This window comes from Halomonas sp. KHS3 (genome assembly GCF_000830495.1).
GTDB lineage: Bacteria > Pseudomonadota > Gammaproteobacteria > Pseudomonadales > Halomonadaceae > Vreelandella > Vreelandella titanicae.
In genome coordinates this window covers 1,333,380-1,352,777 of sequence record NZ_JWHY01000002.1, presented here as the reverse complement: position 1 = coordinate 1,352,777, position 19,398 = coordinate 1,333,380, and the positions used below count along the sequence as shown (strand labels likewise).

Sequence of the window (19,398 nt, the reverse complement as noted above, 5' to 3'; positions counted from 1 at the left end):
CGGCCCGCTTGGAAATCCAAGCGGGCCGCATGTCTGACGTTATTGGCTCATTAAGCCGTCAAGACGCTATTCAGACGTTTCACGTAGGCAGCCGGGTCATCCAGATGGCCGCCCTCTGCAATAATTGCCTGATCGAGCAGGATGTGGGCTAACTGTCCAAATTGATCGCCTTCAGCCCCTTCCAAACGCGCTACCAGCGCGTGGCTAGGGTTAAGCTCAAGAATCGGCTTCACCTCGGGCAGCGGCTGACCGGCGGCTTCCATAATGCGGCGCATCTGGTAGCCCATTTCATGCTCGGGTAGCACGACGCAGGCCGGTGAATCGGTAAGGCGGTGAGTCACTTTTACCTCTTGAACACCATCGCCCAGCGCTTCTTTTACGCGCTTCACCAGTTCCTCTTTGGCTTTAGCGGTCTCCTCCTGAGCTTTTTTCTCTGCTTCGTCTTCCACATCGCCAAGATCAAGCTCGCCCTTGGCCACATCAGCAAAGGTTTTACCGTCGAATTCAGTCAGATGGCTCATCAACCAGTCATCGATACGGTCAGACAACAGCAGAACTTCGATGCCTTTTTTGCGGAAGATCTCGAGGTGAGGGCTGTTTTTCGCCGCATTGAAGCTATCAGCTACGACGTAATAAATCTTCTGCTGCCCCTCTTTCATGCGCTCGACATAGTCCGCCAGCCCGTGCTCCTGGGCAGCCGTATCGGTATGGGTTGAGGCAAAGCGCAGCAGGCCAGCAATTTTTTCCCGATTAGAGGGGTCTTCGCCCGGCCCTTCTTTCAACACGCTACCAAAGGTATTCCAGAACGTCTGGTACTGCTCTTTATCTTTGGCCAGCTTCTTCAACATATCCAAACCGCGCTTAGTAAGCGCCGATTTGATCTTATCAACATTGGGATCCTGCTGGAGCAGCTCACGGGATACGTTTAGCGACAGCTCGCGGGTATCCAGTACGCCTTTGATAAAGCGCAGGTAGAGCGGCAGGAACTGTTCGGCGTCGTCCATAATAAAGACACGCTGAACGTAGAGCTTAACGCCCCGGGCACCGTCGCGCTCAAACAGGTCAAAAGGTGCCCGACCCGGTACATAGAGCAGGCTAGTGTATTCGAGCTTGCCTTCGACCTTGTTGTGGCTCCAGGTCAGGGGGTCAGAGAAATCGTGGGCAACGTGCTTGTAGAACGCCTTGTACTCATCGTCGGAAACCTCGCTCTTGGGACGCGACCACAGCGCCGTCGCCTCGTTAACGGTTTCCCAGGTAGTCACTTCACTACCCTCGATAGGATTGCCCTCATCGTCCTTCGCCGTTTCTGTTTTCGGCATGCGCACGGGGACTTCGATATGATCCGAGTACTTACGAACCAAGCCCTGCAGCCGATAGTCGTCAGCAAACTCTTTGGCGTCCTCTTTCAGATGCAGAGTGATTTCTGTACCGTGCTGAGCACGCTCAATATCGGCAACGGTAAATTCACCTTCCCCTTTCGAGCGCCACTCAACGCCTTCTGAAGCGTCTGTACCCGCCTTGCGGGTGCGCACCGAAATTTCATCAGCGACGATAAAACCCGAGTAGAAACCAACGCCGAACTGACCGATTAGCTTGGCGTCTTTCTGCTGCTCACCAGAGAGCTGCTTGAGAAACTCAGCGGTACCGGAACGCGCAATGGTACCCAAGTTGGCGATCACGTCTTCCCGGTTCATGCCAACGCCGTTATCACGTAGGGTGATAGTGTTGGCATCGCGGTCGTGTTCGATTTCAATGCGTAGTTCGCTGTCGCCTTCGTAGAGCGCATCGTTATCGAGGGCCGCGTAACGTAGCTTATCGCAGGCGTCGGCGGCGTTTGAGATAAGCTCGCGTAAGAAAATCTCCCGGTTAGAGTACAGGGAGTGAATCATCAAATTCAGCAGTTGCTTAACTTCCGTCTGAAAGCCTAGCGTTTCTTCGTGGTTAGCCGATTTATCAGTCGCTTGTTCGTGGGTAGCTGTAGTCATGCGCTTAGCCCTTATCAATCACGTTGAGTCGCATCCCTCTGCGTTAACATGCAGCGGGATAAAATGGTTTCGTGGAGTAGATATGGGGATAGGCAACGATTTTTCAAGCAGCCTTGGTGAAGAAGCTACGGGGATTAACAAGCCGCTGAGGTCAAGAAGGCGTCATATCGGGATCGGTAAATTTCCAGGCCCGATAGTCTTCCAGGCGCTGATCGATGCGATTGAGCAACCAGCCGACAATCAGCACGTCATCCACCACGCCGATTAGCATCAGAAAATCGGGTATCAGGTCGAACGGCAGTACCAAATAACCCAGCGCTAATGCCATCATGCCGAATGCCGACCAGGGAATAGGCCGAAAATCGCCACGCATGACGTCTCGCGTCATGGGGATAAACAGTTTTAAAGCACGCACTATACGTTTTGTCGCCCAAACGCGTGATTTGAGTCGACGCAGCAACGACCAAGTGGATAATGGGGCCATAGGTAATTAAATCCTTTTAGTATCTGGGCTGTCAGATCATGACGGCTAATATTCGTTCAGTATAGCGGTTGCACCGCAAACTGCGTGGGCTGCTCCCGAGCCCCGATTAAGTGACACCGATTTACAGAGAGAGAGCACCATGTTGGTTTCGCCATTTCGCCATACCGCCCGCGTGCTGTGTACAGCACTACTGGCGGGATTACCTGCACTTTCGTGGGCCGCATCCGATAGTGAGTTACGCGATGCCCTCGCTGCTGCCCGCGAGCAGCAGTGGGCACGGGTCGATGAGCGCTCAATTGAAGACCACCCGCTGCGTGGCTATGTGGAGTACCACCGCTTAAGGGGGCAATTGCCTAACGTGGCTCCTGAAAGGGTGCATCAATTTATCGACCAGCACGCAGACTCTCCTCTAGCAGGGTGGCTGCGTGGTCAAGCGATCGCAAAGTATGGCCATGCGGGTCGCTATAGCGACCTGCTGGCAGTGGCCGATGGCGAGCCTGCGGGCACGGTTCGCCAGTGCTACTACTACACGGCGCTGCTGGATGAGCAGCCTCAGCAGGCGAGCGAAGCGGGGTTGGCTTTATGGCGCGTAGGCAGCTCGCAGCCTAATGCTTGCGACCCGCTATTTGCACGCCTGCGGGCCAATGGCACTATTGATGCCACAGCTATTTGGGAGCGTAAAATGCTCGCTTGGCAGGCGGGAGAAACGCGCCTATCGAGCTATCTTGGTGGGCTATTAAGCGGTCAGTGGCAAACCGCTCTAGAGACGGTGGATAGTGTCACAGCACGCAGCAGCGCCATTACCCAGGCGCCCAGTTGCCTAGGCCCCGAGTGTGCCGCCACGGCAAGCTTCTACCGGGCCGCCATGCAGCGCTACACCCGTGAAGATACGCCTGCAGCCTTTGCCGCCTGGCAGACGCTCTCGTCGCGTTTAAACCTGCTGCCCAGTGACCGTCAAGCTATTGAAGAAGAACTGGCTTTTTACGCCCTGGTGCGCAATGTACCGGGCACGCTAAGCTGGGTTGACAGCGTGCTACCGGGCCTGGAAAGCGAGCGCGTATTAGAGCTACGTGTCCGCAATGCGCTGGCTAGCCGGGATTGGAACGGAGTGCTCTACTGGATTGCCGAAATGCCCGCTATCCAGCAGGAGAATAGCCGTTGGCAGTATTGGCTGGGCCGCGCCAATGAGCAGCTTGGCAACCAGGCGGCCGCCGAAGCACGCTACCAACAGGCTGCGCAGGATCGCAGTTTTTACGGCTTTGCAGCAGCAGAAAAGCTCGGCCAACCCTATCAACTGAATCTTGAACGCAATCATTTTGACGAAGCGTCGCGTCAACGTATTGCCCAACTACCCGCCGTTCAGCGCACCGAGGCCTTGCTACGCATTGGTGAGGATGGTCTCGCCAACAGTGAGTGGCTGCACGCGGTGCAGAGCGGTTCGCCGCAACAGGCACGAGCGCTAGCCGACTATGCCGCTCAACAGCAGTGGCATGCGCGCCTGGTGCAAACCACCATTGCCGCTGAAATGTGGGACGCCTTGGATTGGCGCTTCCCCCAGGCCTACCACGACAGCTTTCAACATTGGGGCCGTCTCACCGGCGTGGATCCATACCTATTGATGGCCATTACCCGGCGTGAAAGCGCTTACAACCCTAACGCCCTTTCACCGGCCGGGGCGCGTGGATTAATGCAGCTAATGCCCGGTACCGCCAGCCAAGTCAGTCGCGAATTGGGCATTAGCGATCCTGGCCCCTACGGCGTTCTCGACCCAGAGCTTAATATTCGCCTGGGCAGCACCTACCTGCGCGACAAGCTGCAACGCTACCAGGGCAATCGACTGGCCGCCGCAGCGGCTTATAATGCGGGCCCTGGCCGCGTCGATCAGTGGCTGGGCGATGGCGTAGAGGCCTTTGATCTCTTTGTAGAGAGCATCCCTTTCCGCGAAACTCGCGACTACGTGCAGGCGGTGCTTAGCTATCGGGTGATTTTTGAAAGCCTCGCTAACGGTGGCAGCAGCGAAGGCGTTTCACTACTTAGCGATAACGAGCAGCAGGTACGCTACGACCGAGCCCTGCTGACCCGCCGCTAAGCCCTTCTCTACTTACCATATTACCAGCGCCTGGTTTATACCGGGCGCTGTGTTAATGCCAGCCGAATACCAAACACCACCAATACACTGCCCGTCACGGCATTAAGCGCTTGCGCAAAACGTGCGTTAGCCAACCATTTGCCGGCGCTTCCCACCATCATGACCACGCTGATTTGCCAAATATTGGCGATGATAAAGTGCACCCCTGCCAGCCATAGCGACTTCAGTAGCGCAGGATCCCCAGGAGCAATGAACTGAGGCAAAAAAGCCATGTAGAACACTACGGTTTTGGGATTCAACACATTGGACAAAAAACCCTCTTTAACCGGCTGCCAGCGCGAAACGGCAGGCACACCTTCTAGCACACCATTAACCGGCAGTGGCTGGCCTTTCCGCGCTGCTAACAAGCTGGTAATACCCAGCCAAATTAGGTAGCCCGCCCCCAGCAGCTTCAGCATATGAAACGCCCAGGCCGACTGGAGCAGGATCAACGAAATGCCCAATGCAGAAATCGTGGCATGCACAAACAGGCCGCAGCAGATAGCTAAACTCGTGGTGACCCCATCGCGGATGCCTCCACGGGCCGTATTGCGTATCACCAGCAACGTATCAACACCGGGGCTTATCGTCAGCAACGTGATCGCTACCAAAAAGGAAATAAACTGCGCATCAATAAAACCTAACTGCATCATTTGTGCTTGCTCGCAACCAAATAAAAAATCTTAGGAATGTCGCTGGACGACAGCCGTGTTTACATCTAGAGTAATTGTAGCGGGTGGACAATAGAGTTGCCCGTGATTACTAAGCACGTTAAGGAAATAGAAAATGGCAACTGGCACTGTTAAGTGGTTCAACGACACTAAAGGCTTCGGCTTCATCTCTCCTGATGACGGCGGAGACGATCTGTTCGCCCACTTCTCCGAAATTCAAGCTGAAGGCTTCAAGACCCTGCAAGACGGTCAAAAAGTCAGCTTTGAAGTGACTCAGGGTAAAAAAGGCCTTCAGGCTTCCAACATCCGCCCAGCTTAATTGCTAACGGATGGACAAAGGCCCGCATACGCGGGCCTTTTTTATTGCCTGACTATTGGCTAAAGAGAATCACTCAAGCGATCCTCTCTCACTCCGCGACTCTCCATTAGCACCGGTTTCCTGGCTATCTCCAGCGCTATCGACATCACGATTATCAGAATCACCGCTATCGGAGTCATTGCTGTCAAAGTCATTGCTATCAAGCTCGCCTGACGGCTCGACCACAGCACCACTCTCCGCCTCACGATTCTCCAACTCTTGGAATTGTTCCTCAAGCCGCTGCTGCGCTTCTTCAAAGCGACGTTCGGTGTCTTCAATCAAGGCGTCAACATCGGTTACATCACTGTCATCCTGCAAGGGTGTGCGCTCGGGCAGACTGCTTTCGGTGTCCCAGCTAGGCGGTACATCCTCGTTCTCCATCGGCTCCAAGGTCGGCGCCTGCTGCTCTACCTCCTGAAACTGCTCTTCCAAACGCTGCTCGGCCTCTTCAAAACGGCGTTCAGTTTCGGCAATGATGTCATCTACATCGGAACGTGTAGCTTCACCCGGCATAGCGCTCTCTTCATCGAGCACCTCTTCAGGATCCGCCGCCAGGGTGTCTTCACCAGCCTCAACCTCTTCACCGCCAGCCGTCGCACTGCCACTAGCCTGAGTGTCGCTATCCTCGCGCAGCGCTTCCGCTCGCTCAAGCTCCTCAGCAGCTTGGCGCTCCTCAATATCATCCTCTACTTCTTCAGGACTGGACATCTCAGTCGCGTTTTCAGCCGTGGCCGACGCTTCTTCGCCCGCCCCCTCATCGCGAGCCGTTTCTTCATCCGTCACCGCAGCATTATCATCGGGTGTCACGGTGGGATCTTCCTGGGAGTCACCGCAGGCACTCAGCAAAAGTGCCACGGCGGCGAGCGCGGGTATCCACACGCGATTTGCCATTTAATTCTTCTCCTTTATAACGTTAACAATGTGAGCCAAAAGAACTAAGGCCGGCTGGTCGAGGAGAGCAACGGGCACTCCTCAGGCAGTAACACACGCAGAGCAAGGGGCACTACTTCCGCGCAGAACTGGTCATAGTAGCGCGCTTCGCCGTCTAACGTGAGTGGCCAGGGCGAACCATTTGCCTGGGTGGTCACGGTTAGTTGGGTCGTGGTGAAGTAGCGCACGAATCGCCCGTCATAGGGGAAACTCTGCAGCTCGCTAATGAGTTTGGTCAGTTCCGTTATCGACCGAAAGTCTTTGACCAGCAGCACGTCCAGACGGCCATCATCCAGCTTGGCACGCGGCCCCAGTACCTGTCCCCCGCCCGACTGGCGGCCATTACCTAGCGCCAGTAGCAACAAAGACGCACTCTCCTCTTTTTCGTCCCAATGGAGCGTGCCGCGATAGCTGCGGTGGCGCCAAGCCTTCAGCGCGCCCATCACTGAGTAAGCCCCGCCCCCGAGCAGCCGCTTAAGCGTTTTCGGTGTCGACGAGGTAACTTCAGCGCCAAACCCACCGGTGGTCATGTTGATATAGTAGCTGGTGGACGATTCGCCACCTGCACCTGCGGTCACGCGCACAACATCAATGGGATAGGCGCTTAACTCCCGTGCAGCGGCCAAAGCGGCGCCTGGCTCCAGCGGTAAACCAACGGAGGTAGCAAAATCATTGGCACTGCCTAGGGGCACAATGCCCAACGCAGGACGCCGGTCATGAGGCAAGCGCATCAGCCCGTTCATGACTTCGCTGACGGTGCCATCGCCACCACAGGCAATCACGTGGGTAATGCCCATGGCTCCAGACTGCTCTGCAATATCCGCAGCGTCGCCCCCTTCCCAGGTAGCGCGAACCGTAATCAGCATCCCTGCCTGACGTTGTTCATTGACTGCTTCACGCAATGCCGGGTTACCGGCGGATTTACCATTGATAATCAGTAAATAGTGTTGCTGTGAGTCTGTCACTATTGTTATTCCTTTCCATGGTTTAACTGCGGTTGTTCACTACTGCGCTAAACGCTTATGCCAGTGCTTTCTCGACCACCTCGTATACATTTGAAGATAGCGGCTGTTGTTTGATCCGCTCAAGCTCAGACCGCATTAGTGCTTGGCGGGTTTCATCAAAGCGCTGCCAGCGGGTTAACGGGGTTATTAGCCGCGCGGCAATTTCCGGGTTAAGCCGGTTGAGCTCGATGACCACATCAGCCAGCAGTTGGTAGCCTTGACCATCCAAACGGTGGAAATTAACCCGGTTCTGAGCAAAAGCGCCGACCAATGCACGGACTCGATTGGGATTCTTGAGTGAAAAGGCGGGATGCTGCATCAGGTACTTCACCCGCTCAAGCACATCTGGCTGTGGGCGCGATACCTGGACGGTGAACCACTGATCCATCACCAACGGGTCATGCGCCCACTTCTCACCGAAGGCTTTGAGTGCTGGCGAAGCCAGGTCGTCGCGGTCGCTGTGCACCAGCAGGGTGAGCGCCTGACGCACATCGGTCATATTGTGGTCAGCAGCGAATTGGCTTTCACACAGTGCCAAGCCCTGCTCATCTTCAATCGACATAAGATAAGAGAGAGCCACGTTTTTCAGGCTACGCTGAGCTATTTGCTCCGGTGTCGGCGCGTACGCTTCTTCCGTCACATTGGCTTCATAGATAGCCAGAAACTCATCCCGCAGAGCCACGGCTAATGACTGACGGACAAATTCCCGCGCGGCATGGATAGCATCTACATCCACAATGGGCTGCTGCTCGGCGATATATGCTTCAGAGGGTAGCGTCAGCATCTCTGCCAATACCGCCTTATCGCTCATTGGCCCGCTCAGCAGCGCTCTAAAGGCATCGACGACGCGGCTATCCATGACCTTTTCGACGCCATTCCTATGGGCAGCAATCAAGTCATCCAAGGCCAAAAGCGCTAGGCGTTGCCCCGCATCCCAGCGGTTGAAACCATCGCTGTCATGGGTCAATAAGAAGGCGAGATCTTCCCTTGAATAGGGATAATGCAGCTTCACCGGGGCGGAAAATTCGCGTAGCAAAGAGGGCACCGGCGCTTCGGCAACATCGGTGAATACGAACGTCTGCTCATCGTCACGTAGATGAATAACCGCGTCTTTGCCGAGCTTTTCGCCATTGAGCGTCAGGGTGAGATCCTGCCCCGACTTGGTACCTACCAGCCCCATACGCACCGGGATATGCAACGGCAGCTTATCTGGCTGGCCGGGTGTTGCAGGCGTACGCTGACGCAGCGTCAAGTGGTACTCGCCCTGAACATAATCATACTCACCGTGGGCATCAATATCCGGCGTTCCCGCCTGGGAGTACCAGCGCATAAACTGGCTGAAGTCTTCACCGGAGGCTTCAGCCATACAGCCGACAAAGTCTTCAATGGTCACCGCTTGACCGTCGAACCGCTCGAAGTAAAGGTCTGAACCGCGACGAAAGCTCTCCTCCCCTACTAAATTACGCAACATGCGTACGACTTCGGCCCCTTTCTCATAAATCGTCAGGGTGTAGAAGTTGGTAATTTCGATAAAGTGGTCGGGACGAATCGGATGCGCCGTGGGGCCAGCATCCTCGGCAAACTGGGCCGTGCGGAAAAAGGAGACATCCTGAATGCGCTTAACTGGCGCTGAATTGGTATCCGCCGAAAAGCACTGGTCACGAAAGACCGTAAAGCCCTCTTTCAGCGAGAGCTGGAACCAGTCGCGGCAGGTGACGCGATTACCCGACCAGTTGTGAAAGTATTCGTGGGCGACTATGCCTTCCACGTTTTGGAACGCTGCATCGGTGGCGGTCTGGGGGTGGGTCAAGACCGCGGCGGAGTTAAAGATATTGAGGCCTTTGTTCTCCATCGCTCCCATATTGAAATCATTGACGGCCACGATCATAAACAGATCCAGGTCGTACTCGCGCCCATACGCCTGCTCGTCCCACTCCATGGCACGCTTTAACGAGGCCATGGCATGCTCGGTCTTATCCAGGTTCTCTTTTTCTACCCAAATCTGCAGCGTGACATCCCTTCCGCTCATGGTGGTGAAGTGATCTTCTACGCTATGCAGGTTGCCTGCCACCAAAGCAAACAGGTAACAGGGCTTGGGGTGCGGGTCTTCCCAAGTAACAAAGTGGCGACCGCCCTTCAGCTCGCCGCGCTCAATCGGGTTACCGTTAGCCAGCAAAATCGGCTCTTGCTGCTGATCGCCGATCACAGTGACCTTAAAGGTCGCCATGACGTCTGGGCGGTCAGGGTAAAAGGTAATCCGCCGGAAGCCTTCGGCCTCGCACTGGGTGCAGTACATACCGTTGGATTGGTACAGCCCCTCTAACGCCGTATTCTCCTGTGGGGCGATCTCCACCTCGCTCTCCAACACAAAACGCTCGGGCACCTGAGCAATGCGCAGGACTTCATCATCTAGTTCATAAGCAGCGACATCCAGCGGCGTTGCATCAATCGCCAGGGAGATAAGCTTTAGGTGCTCGCCATTTAAGACGAGCGGTGCCTTAGCGTCAGCTTCTGGATGTCGCTCAATCAACAGTCGCGCTTTCACACGGGTCGCGGCGGGGTCAAGATCAAACGTCAGCTCGGTATGAGTTACCCGGTAGGCGGGTGGCTGGTAGTCGCTTAAATAAACCGGCTGCGGATCAGACATAGTGCGTGACTCCTGTATAAAACGAATATTACATACTTCAAAATGTTCGACAGCTTAACACCGCTACCTAGTCGCGGAAGTTATCGAATTGGAGCGGTAAATCCGGCCCCTCTTCGCCGCGCAGCAATGCCATAACAGCTTGTAAATCGTCGCGCTTTTTACCCGTTACACGCACTTTCTCACCTTGAATTTGCGCCTGCACTTTGAGCTTGCTGGCCTTGATGCGCTTGACCACATCTTTGGCTTCCGCCGCGTCGAGCCCCTCCTTGAGAGCGACTTCCTGGCGTGCTTTCACGCCGGAGAGCACCGGGTCTTGAACATCCATACAGCGGGCATCGATACCCCGGGCGATTAAACGGGCTCGCAGCACATCGAGCATCTGCTTGAGCTGGAAATCGACTTCCGCCTCTAGCTGCACTTTGTCACCTTCAAGGGTGAAGCTGGCATCGACCCCCTTAAAATCGAACCGTGACTGCACTTCCCGGTTAGCTTGGTCTACGGCGTTAGCGCCTTCGTGTTTATCGAACTCTGAAACAATATCAAATGAGGGCATGATGTAATTCCTGAAAAGACATGACCACCTATTCTAGAGCAGCCAGCCCCCTAGGGGCCAATCCTGTTCTTTTTTGTTGGATTTTAGGGTGCATTATTGAGACAAATATTCACAAAACACCGAAAATACCTGTACAAAAATTATCTTCAAGTACCTCCATAAAGATGTTCAACCCTGTGCTGATAGCTTAGGCTAGCGGATTATGAATATTGGCTATTTTTCAGCTTTCCGCTTTATCAGGAGATACCATGAGTGACCGCGACACCCGCCACAAAGCCTCTATGGAGAAGCTTAAAACGCGCGTAGAGGAGAAAGTCGCCAGTGCTAACGAGCAGCGCGGCCTAATCATCATTAACACCGGTAACGGTAAAGGCAAAACAACCGCTGCCTGGGGCACGGTCACCCGCGCTTTGGGTTATGGCTATAAAGTGGGCGTAGTGCAGTTTATCAAGGGGTTGTGGGAGTGCGGCGAACGCAATCGATTGGAGGAGGATGCCAATCTAGAGGTGGCGATAATGGCTACCGGTTTCACCTGGGATACGCAAAATCGCCAAGCGGACACCGACGCCTGCCAAGCAGTGTGGAAAGAGGCTGAGCGTATGCTCGCAGACCCAGAGACCTATCTGGTGGTGCTCGACGAAATCACCTATATGCTCAAGTTTGGCTACCTGGAGATCGAAACCGTTAAACAAGCACTGGAGAATCGTCCTAAAGAACAGACAGTGATTATTACCGGCCGCAACGCTCACCGCGAACTCGTCGCTATGGCCGATACAGTGACTGAAATGCAGGAAGTGCGCCATGCCTTCAACAATGGCCTGCAGGCGCGTCGGGGTATCGACTTTTAAATAGCAAAAGGGGCAACTAAGTTGCCCCTTTTGCTCATCTGCTCACTAATGGCCCGCTTAAAGCGTGCTTAGCTATCGAACGGGTTACGTAGCACGATGGTTTCCATGCGGTCTGGACCGGTGGAGATAATATCGATACTGGTACCTACCTGCTCTTCAAGGTAACTGATATAAGCGCGGGCATTGGCAGGTAAATCCTCTACCTTTTTAGCCCCTAGAGTCGACTCTTTCCAGCCTGGCAGGTCTTCGTAGAGGGGTTCAACAGCTTCATAGCCTTCTGAATCCACTGGCGTTTCCAGCACGTCACCATCTTTACTGCGATAGCCAACGCACACGCGGATATTTTCCAGCCCGTCCAGTACGTCCAGCTTGGTCAGGCAGATACCGGTGACCGAGTTGATTTGCACCGCGTGACGCAGTGCCACAGCGTCAAACCAGCCACAGCGGCGGGCACGGCCAGTGGTAGCACCAAACTCGTGGCCACGCTCGGCAAGGTGGCGGCCATCGACATCGAACAGCTCAGTGGGGAACGGGCCTGAACCAACACGGGTGGTATACGCCTTGGTGATACCCAGCACGTAGTCCAAATAGAGCGGGCCGACGCCAGAGCCGGTGGCTGTGCCGCCTGCGGTGGTGTTAGAGCTGGTTACATAGGGGTAGGTACCGTGGTCGATATCCAACAGCGAGCCCTGAGCCCCTTCAAACAGGATATTCTCACCGGCTTTTCGCAGGTCGTGCACCATACTGACGGTATCGCACACCATGGGACGCAGCTCTTCGGCCATTTGCATCGCCGTGTCCAGCACTTCCTGGAAGTCGACCGCCGGTTCACCGTGGTAATTCACCAACACGAAGTTGTGGTAGTCGAGCACTTCGCCCAACTTGGAAGCGAAACGTTCGCGATGAAGCATATCGCCTAAGCGCAGGCCACGACGGGCGACTTTGTCTTCGTAGGCAGGCCCAATGCCCCGGCCAGTGGTGCCAATTTTGGCAATGCCACGGGCTTTTTCACGGGCCTGATCCAGGCGCACATGGTAGGGCAGGATCAGCGGACAAGCTGGCGACAGACGCAGGCGTTCGCGTACTGGCACACCTTTGGCTTCCAGCTCACGGATCTCTTTGATCAGCGCTTCCGGCGAAAGCACCACACCATTACCAATCACGCAGGTTTTGCCTGGGCGCAAAACGCCAGATGGAATCAGGTGAAGAACGGTCTTTTCACCGTCGATGACCAGCGTATGACCCGCGTTATGGCCACCTTGAAAACGCACCACGGCGGATGCGGATTCAGTCAGCAGGTCAACGATTTTACCCTTGCCTTCGTCACCCCATTGGGTGCCCAGCACTACGACATTCTTACCCATTATGATGCACTCGTCTCTTGTGTCAGGGCCGTTGGCTGCCAACGACCATCGATAAGCTCAAGACGGCGGTCACACTCATGTTCCGCCGGCCCAGTACGCTGCCCTGGCAGCGCTTGAATCACGCGTTCCCCCTGCTCACGCAGCGCGACAATGGCAGCGTTGAGCGACTCATCCTGCACAGCGGGCGACCAAATAGCCCCGCGACTCGGGGAGGCCAGCGCCAGCGACGCCAGCTGTTTCAGATCCATCGAGAAGCCGGTGGCCGGGCGCGCACGACCAAAGGCCCGCCCGGTATCGTCATAACGTCCGCCTTTAGCCAGCGCATGTCCATAGCCCGGCACATAAGCGGCAAACATCATACCCGTGTGGTATTGATAGCCGCGCAGTTCAGCCAAGTCAAAGTAGAGCGATACATCAAAGCGCGCCAGCACCCCTTGATAGAGCGCATCCAACTGATCCAGTGCCGCCGTGACCGAGGCCGGCGCGCCGGCAAAACGCTCCCGCGCCTGGCGTAAAACATCCGCACCGCCGTGCAGATCACCCAGAGCTAACAGCATGTCCGCTAAGGCCGGGTCGCTGACGCTGGCATCTACATGCTGCGCCAGTTGACTGGGTGATTTTAGCGCTAACGCCTCAAATAACGCACGCTCCTGCTCGTCACTGAGCACTGCCGCTTCTGCAAGGCTTCGATAGATACCGATATGCCCCAACGCCAAGTGAATCTCCTCAGCGCCCGCGGCCTTCATACTGGCCAGCGCCAAGTGAATTATCTCACTGTCCGCTTCTAGCCCGGCATGACCAAACAGCTCAGCGCCCACCTGCACCGGGCTACGGCCACCCTGATGCTGGTCTGCCTTAGCACGCAGTACATTAGTGCAGTAGCAAAGGCGCACCGGCCCCTGACGCTTTAGCGAGTGGGCATCCATACGCGCAACTTGCGGCGTAACGTCCGCCGAGGCGCCCATCATGCGACCCGTTAGCTGGTCGGTCAGCTTAAAGGTCTGAAGATCCAGATCCGTGCCGGTGCCTGTTAACAGTGAGTCCAGAAACTCCACTGGGGGCGGCATTACCTGGTCATAGCCCCAGCAGTGGTAAAGATCGAGCAGCGCGCGGCGCAGCTCTTCCATACGGCTTGCCTGAGGCGGGAGCACCTCATCCATGCCGTCGGGCAGTAGCCAGCGGTCAGCGATGGTCATGACGATTGCCTTGAACTTGAAGAAATAGGAGCCACAAAAAAACCGGGCGACGCCCGGTCAACAAATTCTATCACGTTTATTGGCCGGGTGAACCCCGCTTGGCTATCAACAAACCAAGACGAGGAGCACCGGCCAACGGCGGTTTACTCGCCGCTGTCTTCACCGCTTTCTGGTTCAGCGCTGCGCAAATAGCGGAAGAAGTCGCTACTCGGCTCCAGCACCATCAGATTGCCATCGTCGGCAAAGCTTTCGCTATAGGCATTAAGACTACGCCAGAAAGAGTAGAACTCCTGATCCTGACCATACGCTTCAGAGAAAATCGCAGCGGCTTGGGCATCACCTTCACCGCGCAGCGTCTCGGAGCGCTCATTGGCCTGGGCAAGCAGTACTTGGCGACGACGATCCGCATTGGCGCGAATACGCTCAGCCTCTTCCTGACCCTGAGCACGCCATTCACGAGCTTCACGCTCACGCTCGGAGCGCATCCGCTCAAAAACAGCGGCTGATACGTCTTCGGGCAAATCGATGCGCTTGATACGAATATCGCGAATTGCCACCCCGAGCTCTTCACGCATCAGCTCGTCGAGTTCTGCGGTGGGGCCCGTCATCAGGTCATCACGACGCTCGGCGATAATTTCCTGAAGATTCAAGCGACCAAATTCATTACGCAGGCTCTCATCCACCCGCGGCTGAATCAGGCGAATGGCCATCAACTCATCGCCGGCAGTCGCCTCGTAGTAGCGAGTAGGATTAACCACCTGCCACTTAACATAGGAGTCAACGATAACCGCTTTCTGCTCAAGGGTCAGATAGCGGCTGGTATCGGTGTCCAGCGTCAACAAGCGCGTATCAAACTTACGAATCGTTTGCGCGATCGGCACTTTGGCATGCAAGCCAGGCTGAATATTCTCTTCAATGACTTCACCAAAGCGCAGTTTAACGGCACGCTCGGTTTCGTCTACCACGTACAGAGTGTTGCTTGCCAGCCACGCCACGGCAGCTAGACCACCAACAATCAGCAGGGATCGATTATTAATCATTTACCGGCCCTCCCTGCGGATGGAGCTACTATTGGTATTCGATGAAGAGCTGGAACTGCCCTGGGTGTTGCGTAACCGCTCAAGCACACTCGGGTCTAGCTGTTCATCGCTATTGGCGCTTCCGCTGGAAGAGTTATTTCGATTACTGCTCCCACCGCTAAGCTGATCGAGGGGCAGATACATCAGCGGCGCGTTTTCGCTTACATCCAACAACACCTTCGGCGAATTACTAAACACTTCTTCCATTGTGTCCAGGTACATACGTTCACGCATGATATCCGGGGCATTTGTGTACTCGGAGAGTAGCGAGTTAAAGCGGTTGGCCTGACCCTGCGCTTCAGCGACTACTGACTCACGGTAACCCTGCCCCTGCTCAACAATACGCTGCGCCTGACCTTGCGCTTCCGGAATAATCGCGTTGGCGTAAGCAATACCCTGGTTGATCGTACGCTGACGATCTTCACGGGCCCGGATAACGTCATCGAAGGCGTCAATCACTGGCGCGGGCGCCGAAGTGGACTCGATGTTAATGGTTTGCAGGCGAATACCGGCACCGTAGTTGTCGAGATAGGACTGTAGACGACTAGCAACCGAGCTACCCAGAATCTCACGGCCAGAGGTTAGGATATCGATCATATCGGTACCGCCGACGACGTGACGTAGTGCCGAATCCAGCGCATTCTCAATCGAGATAGCAGGATCGCGTACGTTAAGCACAAAATCGCGTGGATTAGCTACTTGGTACTGAGCAGAAATTTCCACTTCGACAATGTTTTCGTCGCGGGTCAGCATCGACTGGGTCTGCGACAGAGAGCGCACACGGGTCACATTGACCATACGTACATCGTCAATCAGCGGCGGATTCCACTGCAGGCCTGGATCTACGATGCCCTGAAACTCACCAAACCGCAGCACAACGCCACGCTCGGATTGATCCACGAGGTAGAAGCCCATTGCAGCCCAAATAGCCAGCGCAACAATAATCAGCAGGCCTGGCAGCGCGAAAGGGTTGCGGTTCTTATCACTACCGCCACCACCGGTTTTCTTGCCGCCGCCTTTTTTGCCGCCACCCAACATGCTGTTGAGCTTGTCCTGAAACTTTTTCAGCGCTTCATCCAGGTCAGGTGGACCTTGGTTGTTGCCCCCTTTATTGCCATTGTTGCCGCCGCCATTATTACTGCCACGGTTTCCATCGCCGTCGTTTCCACCGCGTCGGCCGCCACTACTCCAAGGGTCGTGCTGGTTGCCACCACCAGGCTCATTCCAGGCCATACTTCGTCTCCACTAAGGTATTCGCTAACGCTAATGGCATCACACTTAGGCGGCACCACCGCGTTTTGATATTATTGCTCTATAAACCTTGTACCATTTTTATACAAAACTGCATACATGCAGCGTACTAGGATGGGTAATTAAGTCGCTTACCACTCATTGGTTTCACGCAGCGCTTCAGGTAAATAGGTGTTGGCTCGCTCGCCCAGTTGGGCCATCAACTGATTAAAGTCACGCCGCGGCAAACGCACATCAAGCACTGAATACCCCTGCTCATCAAAGGCTTCCTCGCGAACGGCATTGAGCTCGTGCAACCCTGCCCGCAGCTTACCCTGCTCGGGAGTCAGTGTCAGCGAAAAGCCAATGACATCATTTGCCAAGCGCTCGGTCAGCGCCTCATGGAGCAGCTCAAGCCCCTGGCCCTGCTGGGCCGAAAGCCAAACCACTTCGGGCACACCATGCCCATCACGCTCTATACGTGGGGCACTATCGAGCTTATCAATTTTATTCATGACTTTGAGTACCGGCACATCATCGGCGCCGATCTCTTTGAGCACTAGCTCCACCTGCTCCACGTTTAACTCGCGGTCAGGATCTGCGGCATCGATCACGTGTACCAACAACGACGCTTCAGAGGCTTCCTGGAGCGTCGCTTGAAACGCCTCAACCAACTTGTGCGGCAAGTGGCGAATAAAGCCCACGGTATCGGCCATCACTACCGGACCAACGTCTTCAATCTCAAGCCGCCGCAAAGTAGGGTCAAGTGTCGCAAACAGCTGGTCGGCTGCATACACCTCAGAATTGGTTAAGGCGTTAAATAGCGTTGACTTACCGGCGTTGGTGTACCCCACCAGCGATACGCTATGAATTTCCGCGCGCGCACGCGCTCGGCGATTCTGGTCGCGCTGGCTGCGCACTTTATCGAGCCGTTTGTGAATCGATTTGATCCGACCACGCAGCAGACGACGGTCAGTTTCTAACTGCGTCTCGCCTGGGCCGCGCAGGCCAATCCCACCTTTTTGCCGCTCTAGGTGTGTCCAACCACGCACGAGGCGAGTCGACATATATTCAAGCTGAGCAAGCTCTACCTGCAGCTTACCTTCATGGGTTCTTGCCCGTTGCGCAAAGATATCGAGGATCAAACCAGTACGGTCGAGCACTCGACACTTGAGCTCTTGCTCTACATTGCGCTCTTGAGAGGGACTTAAGCTATGGTTGAAGATCACCAGCTCTGCCTCATGAGCCGCGAGCAGTGCCCGCAGCTCTTCCAACTTACCTGACCCAATAAAGGTGCGCGAGTCAGGTCGGTGGCGGCTAGCAGTGAGAAGAGTCGCAGGCTCTGCACCAGCAGAGCGTACGAGCTCTAAAAACTCACCCGGGTCTTCACGTTTTTGTTCATCATGAAAATCGACGTGAACAAGAACTGCCGTTTCACCGGCGTCTGGGCGTTCGAAAAACAATCAATACCTCGTGGACTCTCTTGCTTCTCCAGCGGTGTTAAATCTCCGCATCCTGCTCTGCCGGGTCTTGCGCAGGCAAGCGTACGTTGCGAGATGGAACAACCGTGGAAATAGCGTGTTTATAAACCATCTGACTAACGGTATTGCGCAGCAGGATAACAAACTGGTCAAACGATTCGATCTGGCCCTGCAGCTTAATGCCGTTGACCAAAAAGATAGAGACCGGAATGCGCTCCTTGCGCAGAATGTTCAAGTACGGGTCTTGAAGGGACTGCCCTTTGGACATGTTGCTCTCCCTAAAACTGTCGTTGGGGTTAATTATCAAATGGCGTGCCCTACTGGTGCTACGCCGCACTATTTTATTACTGCCCGAAAGGCCGAATGATGCCCGAAGAGCCTAGTGATATTCGAAAGGCTCAAACACCCAGCCAATCGAAAACACACTACCTAAATTACCAGCTTAGCGAACTATCTTACGCTAAGCACTGCTGTCACGCACGAGTTTCAACACCTGATCCAGTGCATCTGAGCGCGGTGAATCTACCCAGTTAAGTTTTGGCCAGCTTCTTAACCAGGTTAATTGTCGCTTGGCTAACTGACGAGTTGCGATCACGCCTCGCTCAACGAGGGAGGCATAGTCATACTCACCTTCCAGGTACTCCCACACTTGGCGATAACCAACACTCTTCATCGCCGGTAGGCCTAAATGTAAGTCATTACGCTTTTTGAGGGCGGCGACTTCATTTATCAAGCCCTCACCCAACATTACTTCGAAACGCTGGGCAATGCGTTGATGCAGCAAGCTGCGATCACTGGGCGCCAAAGCTATCGACAACACGCGCCAGGGAAAGGTTTCCGGCTGCTGCTCCGCCCACAGCTCACTCATTGGCCGCCCACTGGCGTAGTACACCTCCAGTGCGCGCATGACGCGCTGCGGGTCATTGGGGTGAATGCGCTGGGCGGATAGCGCATCCACCTCTGCCAGGCGTTGATGTAGCGACAATAGTCCTTCGTTTTGCCACTGTGCTTCAAGCCGCTGGCGAATAGCCGGGTCGGCAGAAGGCAAGTTTGCCACCCCTTCGACCAGCCGCTTGTAGTAAAGCATAGTACCGCCGACCAGCAGGGGGACTTTGCCCGCCGCGCTGATTTGTCGCATAAGAGAAAGCGCATCTAAACGAAAATCGGCCGCCGAATAGGGCTCAGCGGGATCGCGGATATCGATCAAGTGGTGAGGCGCACGGGCAAGCTCACTCGCGCTGGGTTTGGCACTGCCAATATCCATGCCGCGATATACCATGGCCGAGTCAACGCTAATCAGCTCATGCCCCAGGCGCTCGTGTAGCGCCATCGCAGCATCGGTTTTCCCAGCGGCCGTGGGGCCCATTAAAAAAATCGCCCAGGGGCGGGTATCAGCCATGCGCGGTTCCATTAGCTAAGAAAATGGTGATTACTGATTGC

The 19,398-nt window shown here is 55.2% G+C and carries 17 protein-coding genes; 3 read left to right on the top strand and 14 right to left on the bottom strand.

Features of this window, described 5'->3' with window-relative positions; translation table 11 throughout:
* Window positions 1-50 precede the first annotated feature (50 nt).
* Together htpG and RO22_RS08235 are read right to left on the bottom strand one after the other, a co-directional pair.
* A complete protein-coding gene (gene htpG / locus RO22_RS08240) occupies window positions 51-1,985 on the bottom strand; it encodes a molecular chaperone HtpG (RefSeq protein WP_022523953.1) in 1,935 nt (644 codons plus the stop codon).
* A gap of 151 nt (window positions 1,986-2,136) precedes the next feature.
* Window positions 2,137-2,469 carry a YkvA family protein gene (locus tag RO22_RS08235; RefSeq protein ID WP_041158041.1) on the bottom strand — a complete coding sequence of 111 codons (333 nt, stop codon included), beginning with the start codon at window positions 2,467-2,469 and terminating at the stop codon, window positions 2,137-2,139.
* A gap of 139 nt (window positions 2,470-2,608) precedes the next feature.
* Between RO22_RS08235 and RO22_RS08230 the strand changes: the two genes are divergently transcribed.
* Window positions 2,609-4,558 (top strand): transglycosylase SLT domain-containing protein, encoded by a 1,950-nt coding sequence (locus RO22_RS08230; RefSeq protein WP_041158040.1) that lies wholly within the window; start codon window positions 2,609-2,611, stop codon window positions 4,556-4,558.
* Window positions 4,559-4,593: 35 nt separating this feature from the next.
* Here RO22_RS08230 and RO22_RS08225 read toward each other — a convergent pair whose 3' ends face one another.
* A complete protein-coding gene (locus RO22_RS08225) occupies window positions 4,594-5,250 on the bottom strand; it encodes a LysE family translocator (RefSeq protein WP_022523956.1) in 657 nt (218 codons plus the stop codon).
* A 133-nt stretch (window positions 5,251-5,383) separates the two neighbouring features.
* Between RO22_RS08225 and RO22_RS08220 the strand changes: the two genes are divergently transcribed.
* Window positions 5,384-5,587 (top strand): cold-shock protein, encoded by a 204-nt coding sequence (locus RO22_RS08220; RefSeq protein ID WP_007114660.1) that lies wholly within the window; start codon window positions 5,384-5,386, stop codon window positions 5,585-5,587.
* Window positions 5,588-5,656: 69 nt separating this feature from the next.
* Here the strand turns inward: RO22_RS08220 and RO22_RS08215 are convergent, their stop codons facing one another.
* The 4 genes from RO22_RS08215 to RO22_RS08200 all read right to left on the bottom strand — a co-directional run bounded on the left by RO22_RS08215 (window position 5,657) and on the right by RO22_RS08200 (window position 10,760).
* A complete protein-coding gene (locus RO22_RS08215) occupies window positions 5,657-6,517 on the bottom strand; it encodes a hypothetical protein (RefSeq protein ID WP_041158039.1) in 861 nt (286 codons plus the stop codon).
* A 44-nt stretch (window positions 6,518-6,561) separates the two neighbouring features.
* Window positions 6,562-7,521 carry a lipid kinase YegS gene (gene yegS / locus RO22_RS08210; protein ID WP_022523958.1) on the bottom strand — a complete coding sequence of 320 codons (960 nt, stop codon included), beginning with the start codon at window positions 7,519-7,521 and terminating at the stop codon, window positions 6,562-6,564.
* 55 nt (window positions 7,522-7,576) lie between these two features.
* A complete protein-coding gene (pepN, locus tag RO22_RS08205) occupies window positions 7,577-10,207 on the bottom strand; it encodes an aminopeptidase N (RefSeq protein WP_027959069.1) in 2,631 nt (876 codons plus the stop codon).
* 67 nt (window positions 10,208-10,274) lie between these two features.
* Window positions 10,275-10,760, bottom strand: coding sequence for a YajQ family cyclic di-GMP-binding protein (locus RO22_RS08200; protein ID WP_007114656.1), 486 nt, complete (start codon window positions 10,758-10,760; stop codon window positions 10,275-10,277).
* A gap of 248 nt (window positions 10,761-11,008) precedes the next feature.
* On the opposite strand from RO22_RS08200, the gene cobO reads away from it, so the two are divergent.
* Window positions 11,009-11,608, top strand: coding sequence for a cob(I)yrinic acid a,c-diamide adenosyltransferase (cobO, locus tag RO22_RS08195; protein ID WP_022523960.1), 600 nt, complete (start codon window positions 11,009-11,011; stop codon window positions 11,606-11,608).
* 68 nt (window positions 11,609-11,676) lie between these two features.
* Here cobO and RO22_RS08190 read toward each other — a convergent pair whose 3' ends face one another.
* From RO22_RS08190 to miaA, 7 genes are all read right to left on the bottom strand, one after another.
* Window positions 11,677-12,972, bottom strand: coding sequence for an adenylosuccinate synthase (locus tag RO22_RS08190; RefSeq protein WP_022523961.1), 1,296 nt, complete (start codon window positions 12,970-12,972; stop codon window positions 11,677-11,679).
* On the bottom strand, window positions 12,972-14,168 hold the full coding sequence (locus tag RO22_RS08185; protein WP_041158038.1) for an ATP phosphoribosyltransferase regulatory subunit: 1,197 nt from the start codon (window positions 14,166-14,168) through the stop codon (window positions 12,972-12,974). Before RO22_RS08185 ends, RO22_RS08190 begins: the two co-directional genes overlap by 1 nt.
* Before the next feature lie 143 nt (window positions 14,169-14,311).
* A complete protein-coding gene (hflC, locus tag RO22_RS08180; RefSeq protein WP_009287760.1) occupies window positions 14,312-15,208 on the bottom strand; it encodes a protease modulator HflC in 897 nt (298 codons plus the stop codon).
* Complete coding sequence (gene hflK / locus RO22_RS08175; protein WP_027959067.1) at window positions 15,209-16,480, bottom strand: FtsH protease activity modulator HflK; 1,272 nt, start codon at window positions 16,478-16,480, stop codon at window positions 15,209-15,211.
* 149 nt (window positions 16,481-16,629) lie between these two features.
* Window positions 16,630-17,940: a ribosome rescue GTPase HflX gene (gene hflX, locus RO22_RS08170; protein ID WP_022523966.1), complete on the bottom strand. Its 1,311-nt coding sequence runs from the start codon at window positions 17,938-17,940 to the stop codon at window positions 16,630-16,632.
* 37 nt (window positions 17,941-17,977) lie between these two features.
* A complete protein-coding gene (hfq, locus tag RO22_RS08165; protein WP_007114649.1) occupies window positions 17,978-18,226 on the bottom strand; it encodes an RNA chaperone Hfq in 249 nt (82 codons plus the stop codon).
* A 192-nt stretch (window positions 18,227-18,418) separates the two neighbouring features.
* A complete protein-coding gene (gene miaA, locus RO22_RS08160; RefSeq protein WP_041158037.1) occupies window positions 18,419-19,357 on the bottom strand; it encodes a tRNA (adenosine(37)-N6)-dimethylallyltransferase MiaA in 939 nt (312 codons plus the stop codon).
* Window positions 19,358-19,398 lie beyond the last annotated feature (41 nt).

What these genes read in the sequence shown, in the direction of transcription:
- RO22_RS08225 (WP_022523956.1), bottom strand. Translation starts at nt 5,250, where the DNA reads ATGATGCAGTTAGGTTTTATTGATGCGCAGTTTATTTCCTTTTTGGTA.
- RO22_RS08220 (WP_007114660.1), top strand. Translation starts at nt 5,384, where the DNA reads ATGGCAACTGGCACTGTTAAGTGGTTCAACGACACTAAAGGCTTCGGC.
- hflC (WP_009287760.1), bottom strand. Translation starts at nt 15,208, where the DNA reads ATGATTAATAATCGATCCCTGCTGATTGTTGGTGGTCTAGCTGCCGTG.
- miaA (WP_041158037.1), bottom strand. Translation starts at nt 19,357, where the DNA reads ATGGCTGATACCCGCCCCTGGGCGATTTTTTTAATGGGCCCCACGGCC.
- RO22_RS08235 (WP_041158041.1), bottom strand. Translation starts at nt 2,469, where the DNA reads ATGGCCCCATTATCCACTTGGTCGTTGCTGCGTCGACTCAAATCACGC.
- RO22_RS08200 (WP_007114656.1), bottom strand. Translation starts at nt 10,760, where the DNA reads ATGCCCTCATTTGATATTGTTTCAGAGTTCGATAAACACGAAGGCGCT.
- RO22_RS08215 (WP_041158039.1), bottom strand. Translation starts at nt 6,517, where the DNA reads ATGGCAAATCGCGTGTGGATACCCGCGCTCGCCGCCGTGGCACTTTTG.
- cobO (WP_022523960.1), top strand. Translation starts at nt 11,009, where the DNA reads ATGAGTGACCGCGACACCCGCCACAAAGCCTCTATGGAGAAGCTTAAA.
- hflK (WP_027959067.1), bottom strand. Translation starts at nt 16,480, where the DNA reads ATGGCCTGGAATGAGCCTGGTGGTGGCAACCAGCACGACCCTTGGAGT.
- RO22_RS08230 (WP_041158040.1), top strand. Translation starts at nt 2,609, where the DNA reads ATGTTGGTTTCGCCATTTCGCCATACCGCCCGCGTGCTGTGTACAGCA.
- RO22_RS08185 (WP_041158038.1), bottom strand. Translation starts at nt 14,168, where the DNA reads ATGACCATCGCTGACCGCTGGCTACTGCCCGACGGCATGGATGAGGTG.
- pepN (WP_027959069.1), bottom strand. Translation starts at nt 10,207, where the DNA reads ATGTCTGATCCGCAGCCGGTTTATTTAAGCGACTACCAGCCACCCGCC.
- hfq (WP_007114649.1), bottom strand. Translation starts at nt 18,226, where the DNA reads ATGTCCAAAGGGCAGTCCCTTCAAGACCCGTACTTGAACATTCTGCGC.
- htpG (WP_022523953.1), bottom strand. Translation starts at nt 1,985, where the DNA reads ATGACTACAGCTACCCACGAACAAGCGACTGATAAATCGGCTAACCAC.
- RO22_RS08190 (WP_022523961.1), bottom strand. Translation starts at nt 12,972, where the DNA reads ATGGGTAAGAATGTCGTAGTGCTGGGCACCCAATGGGGTGACGAAGGC.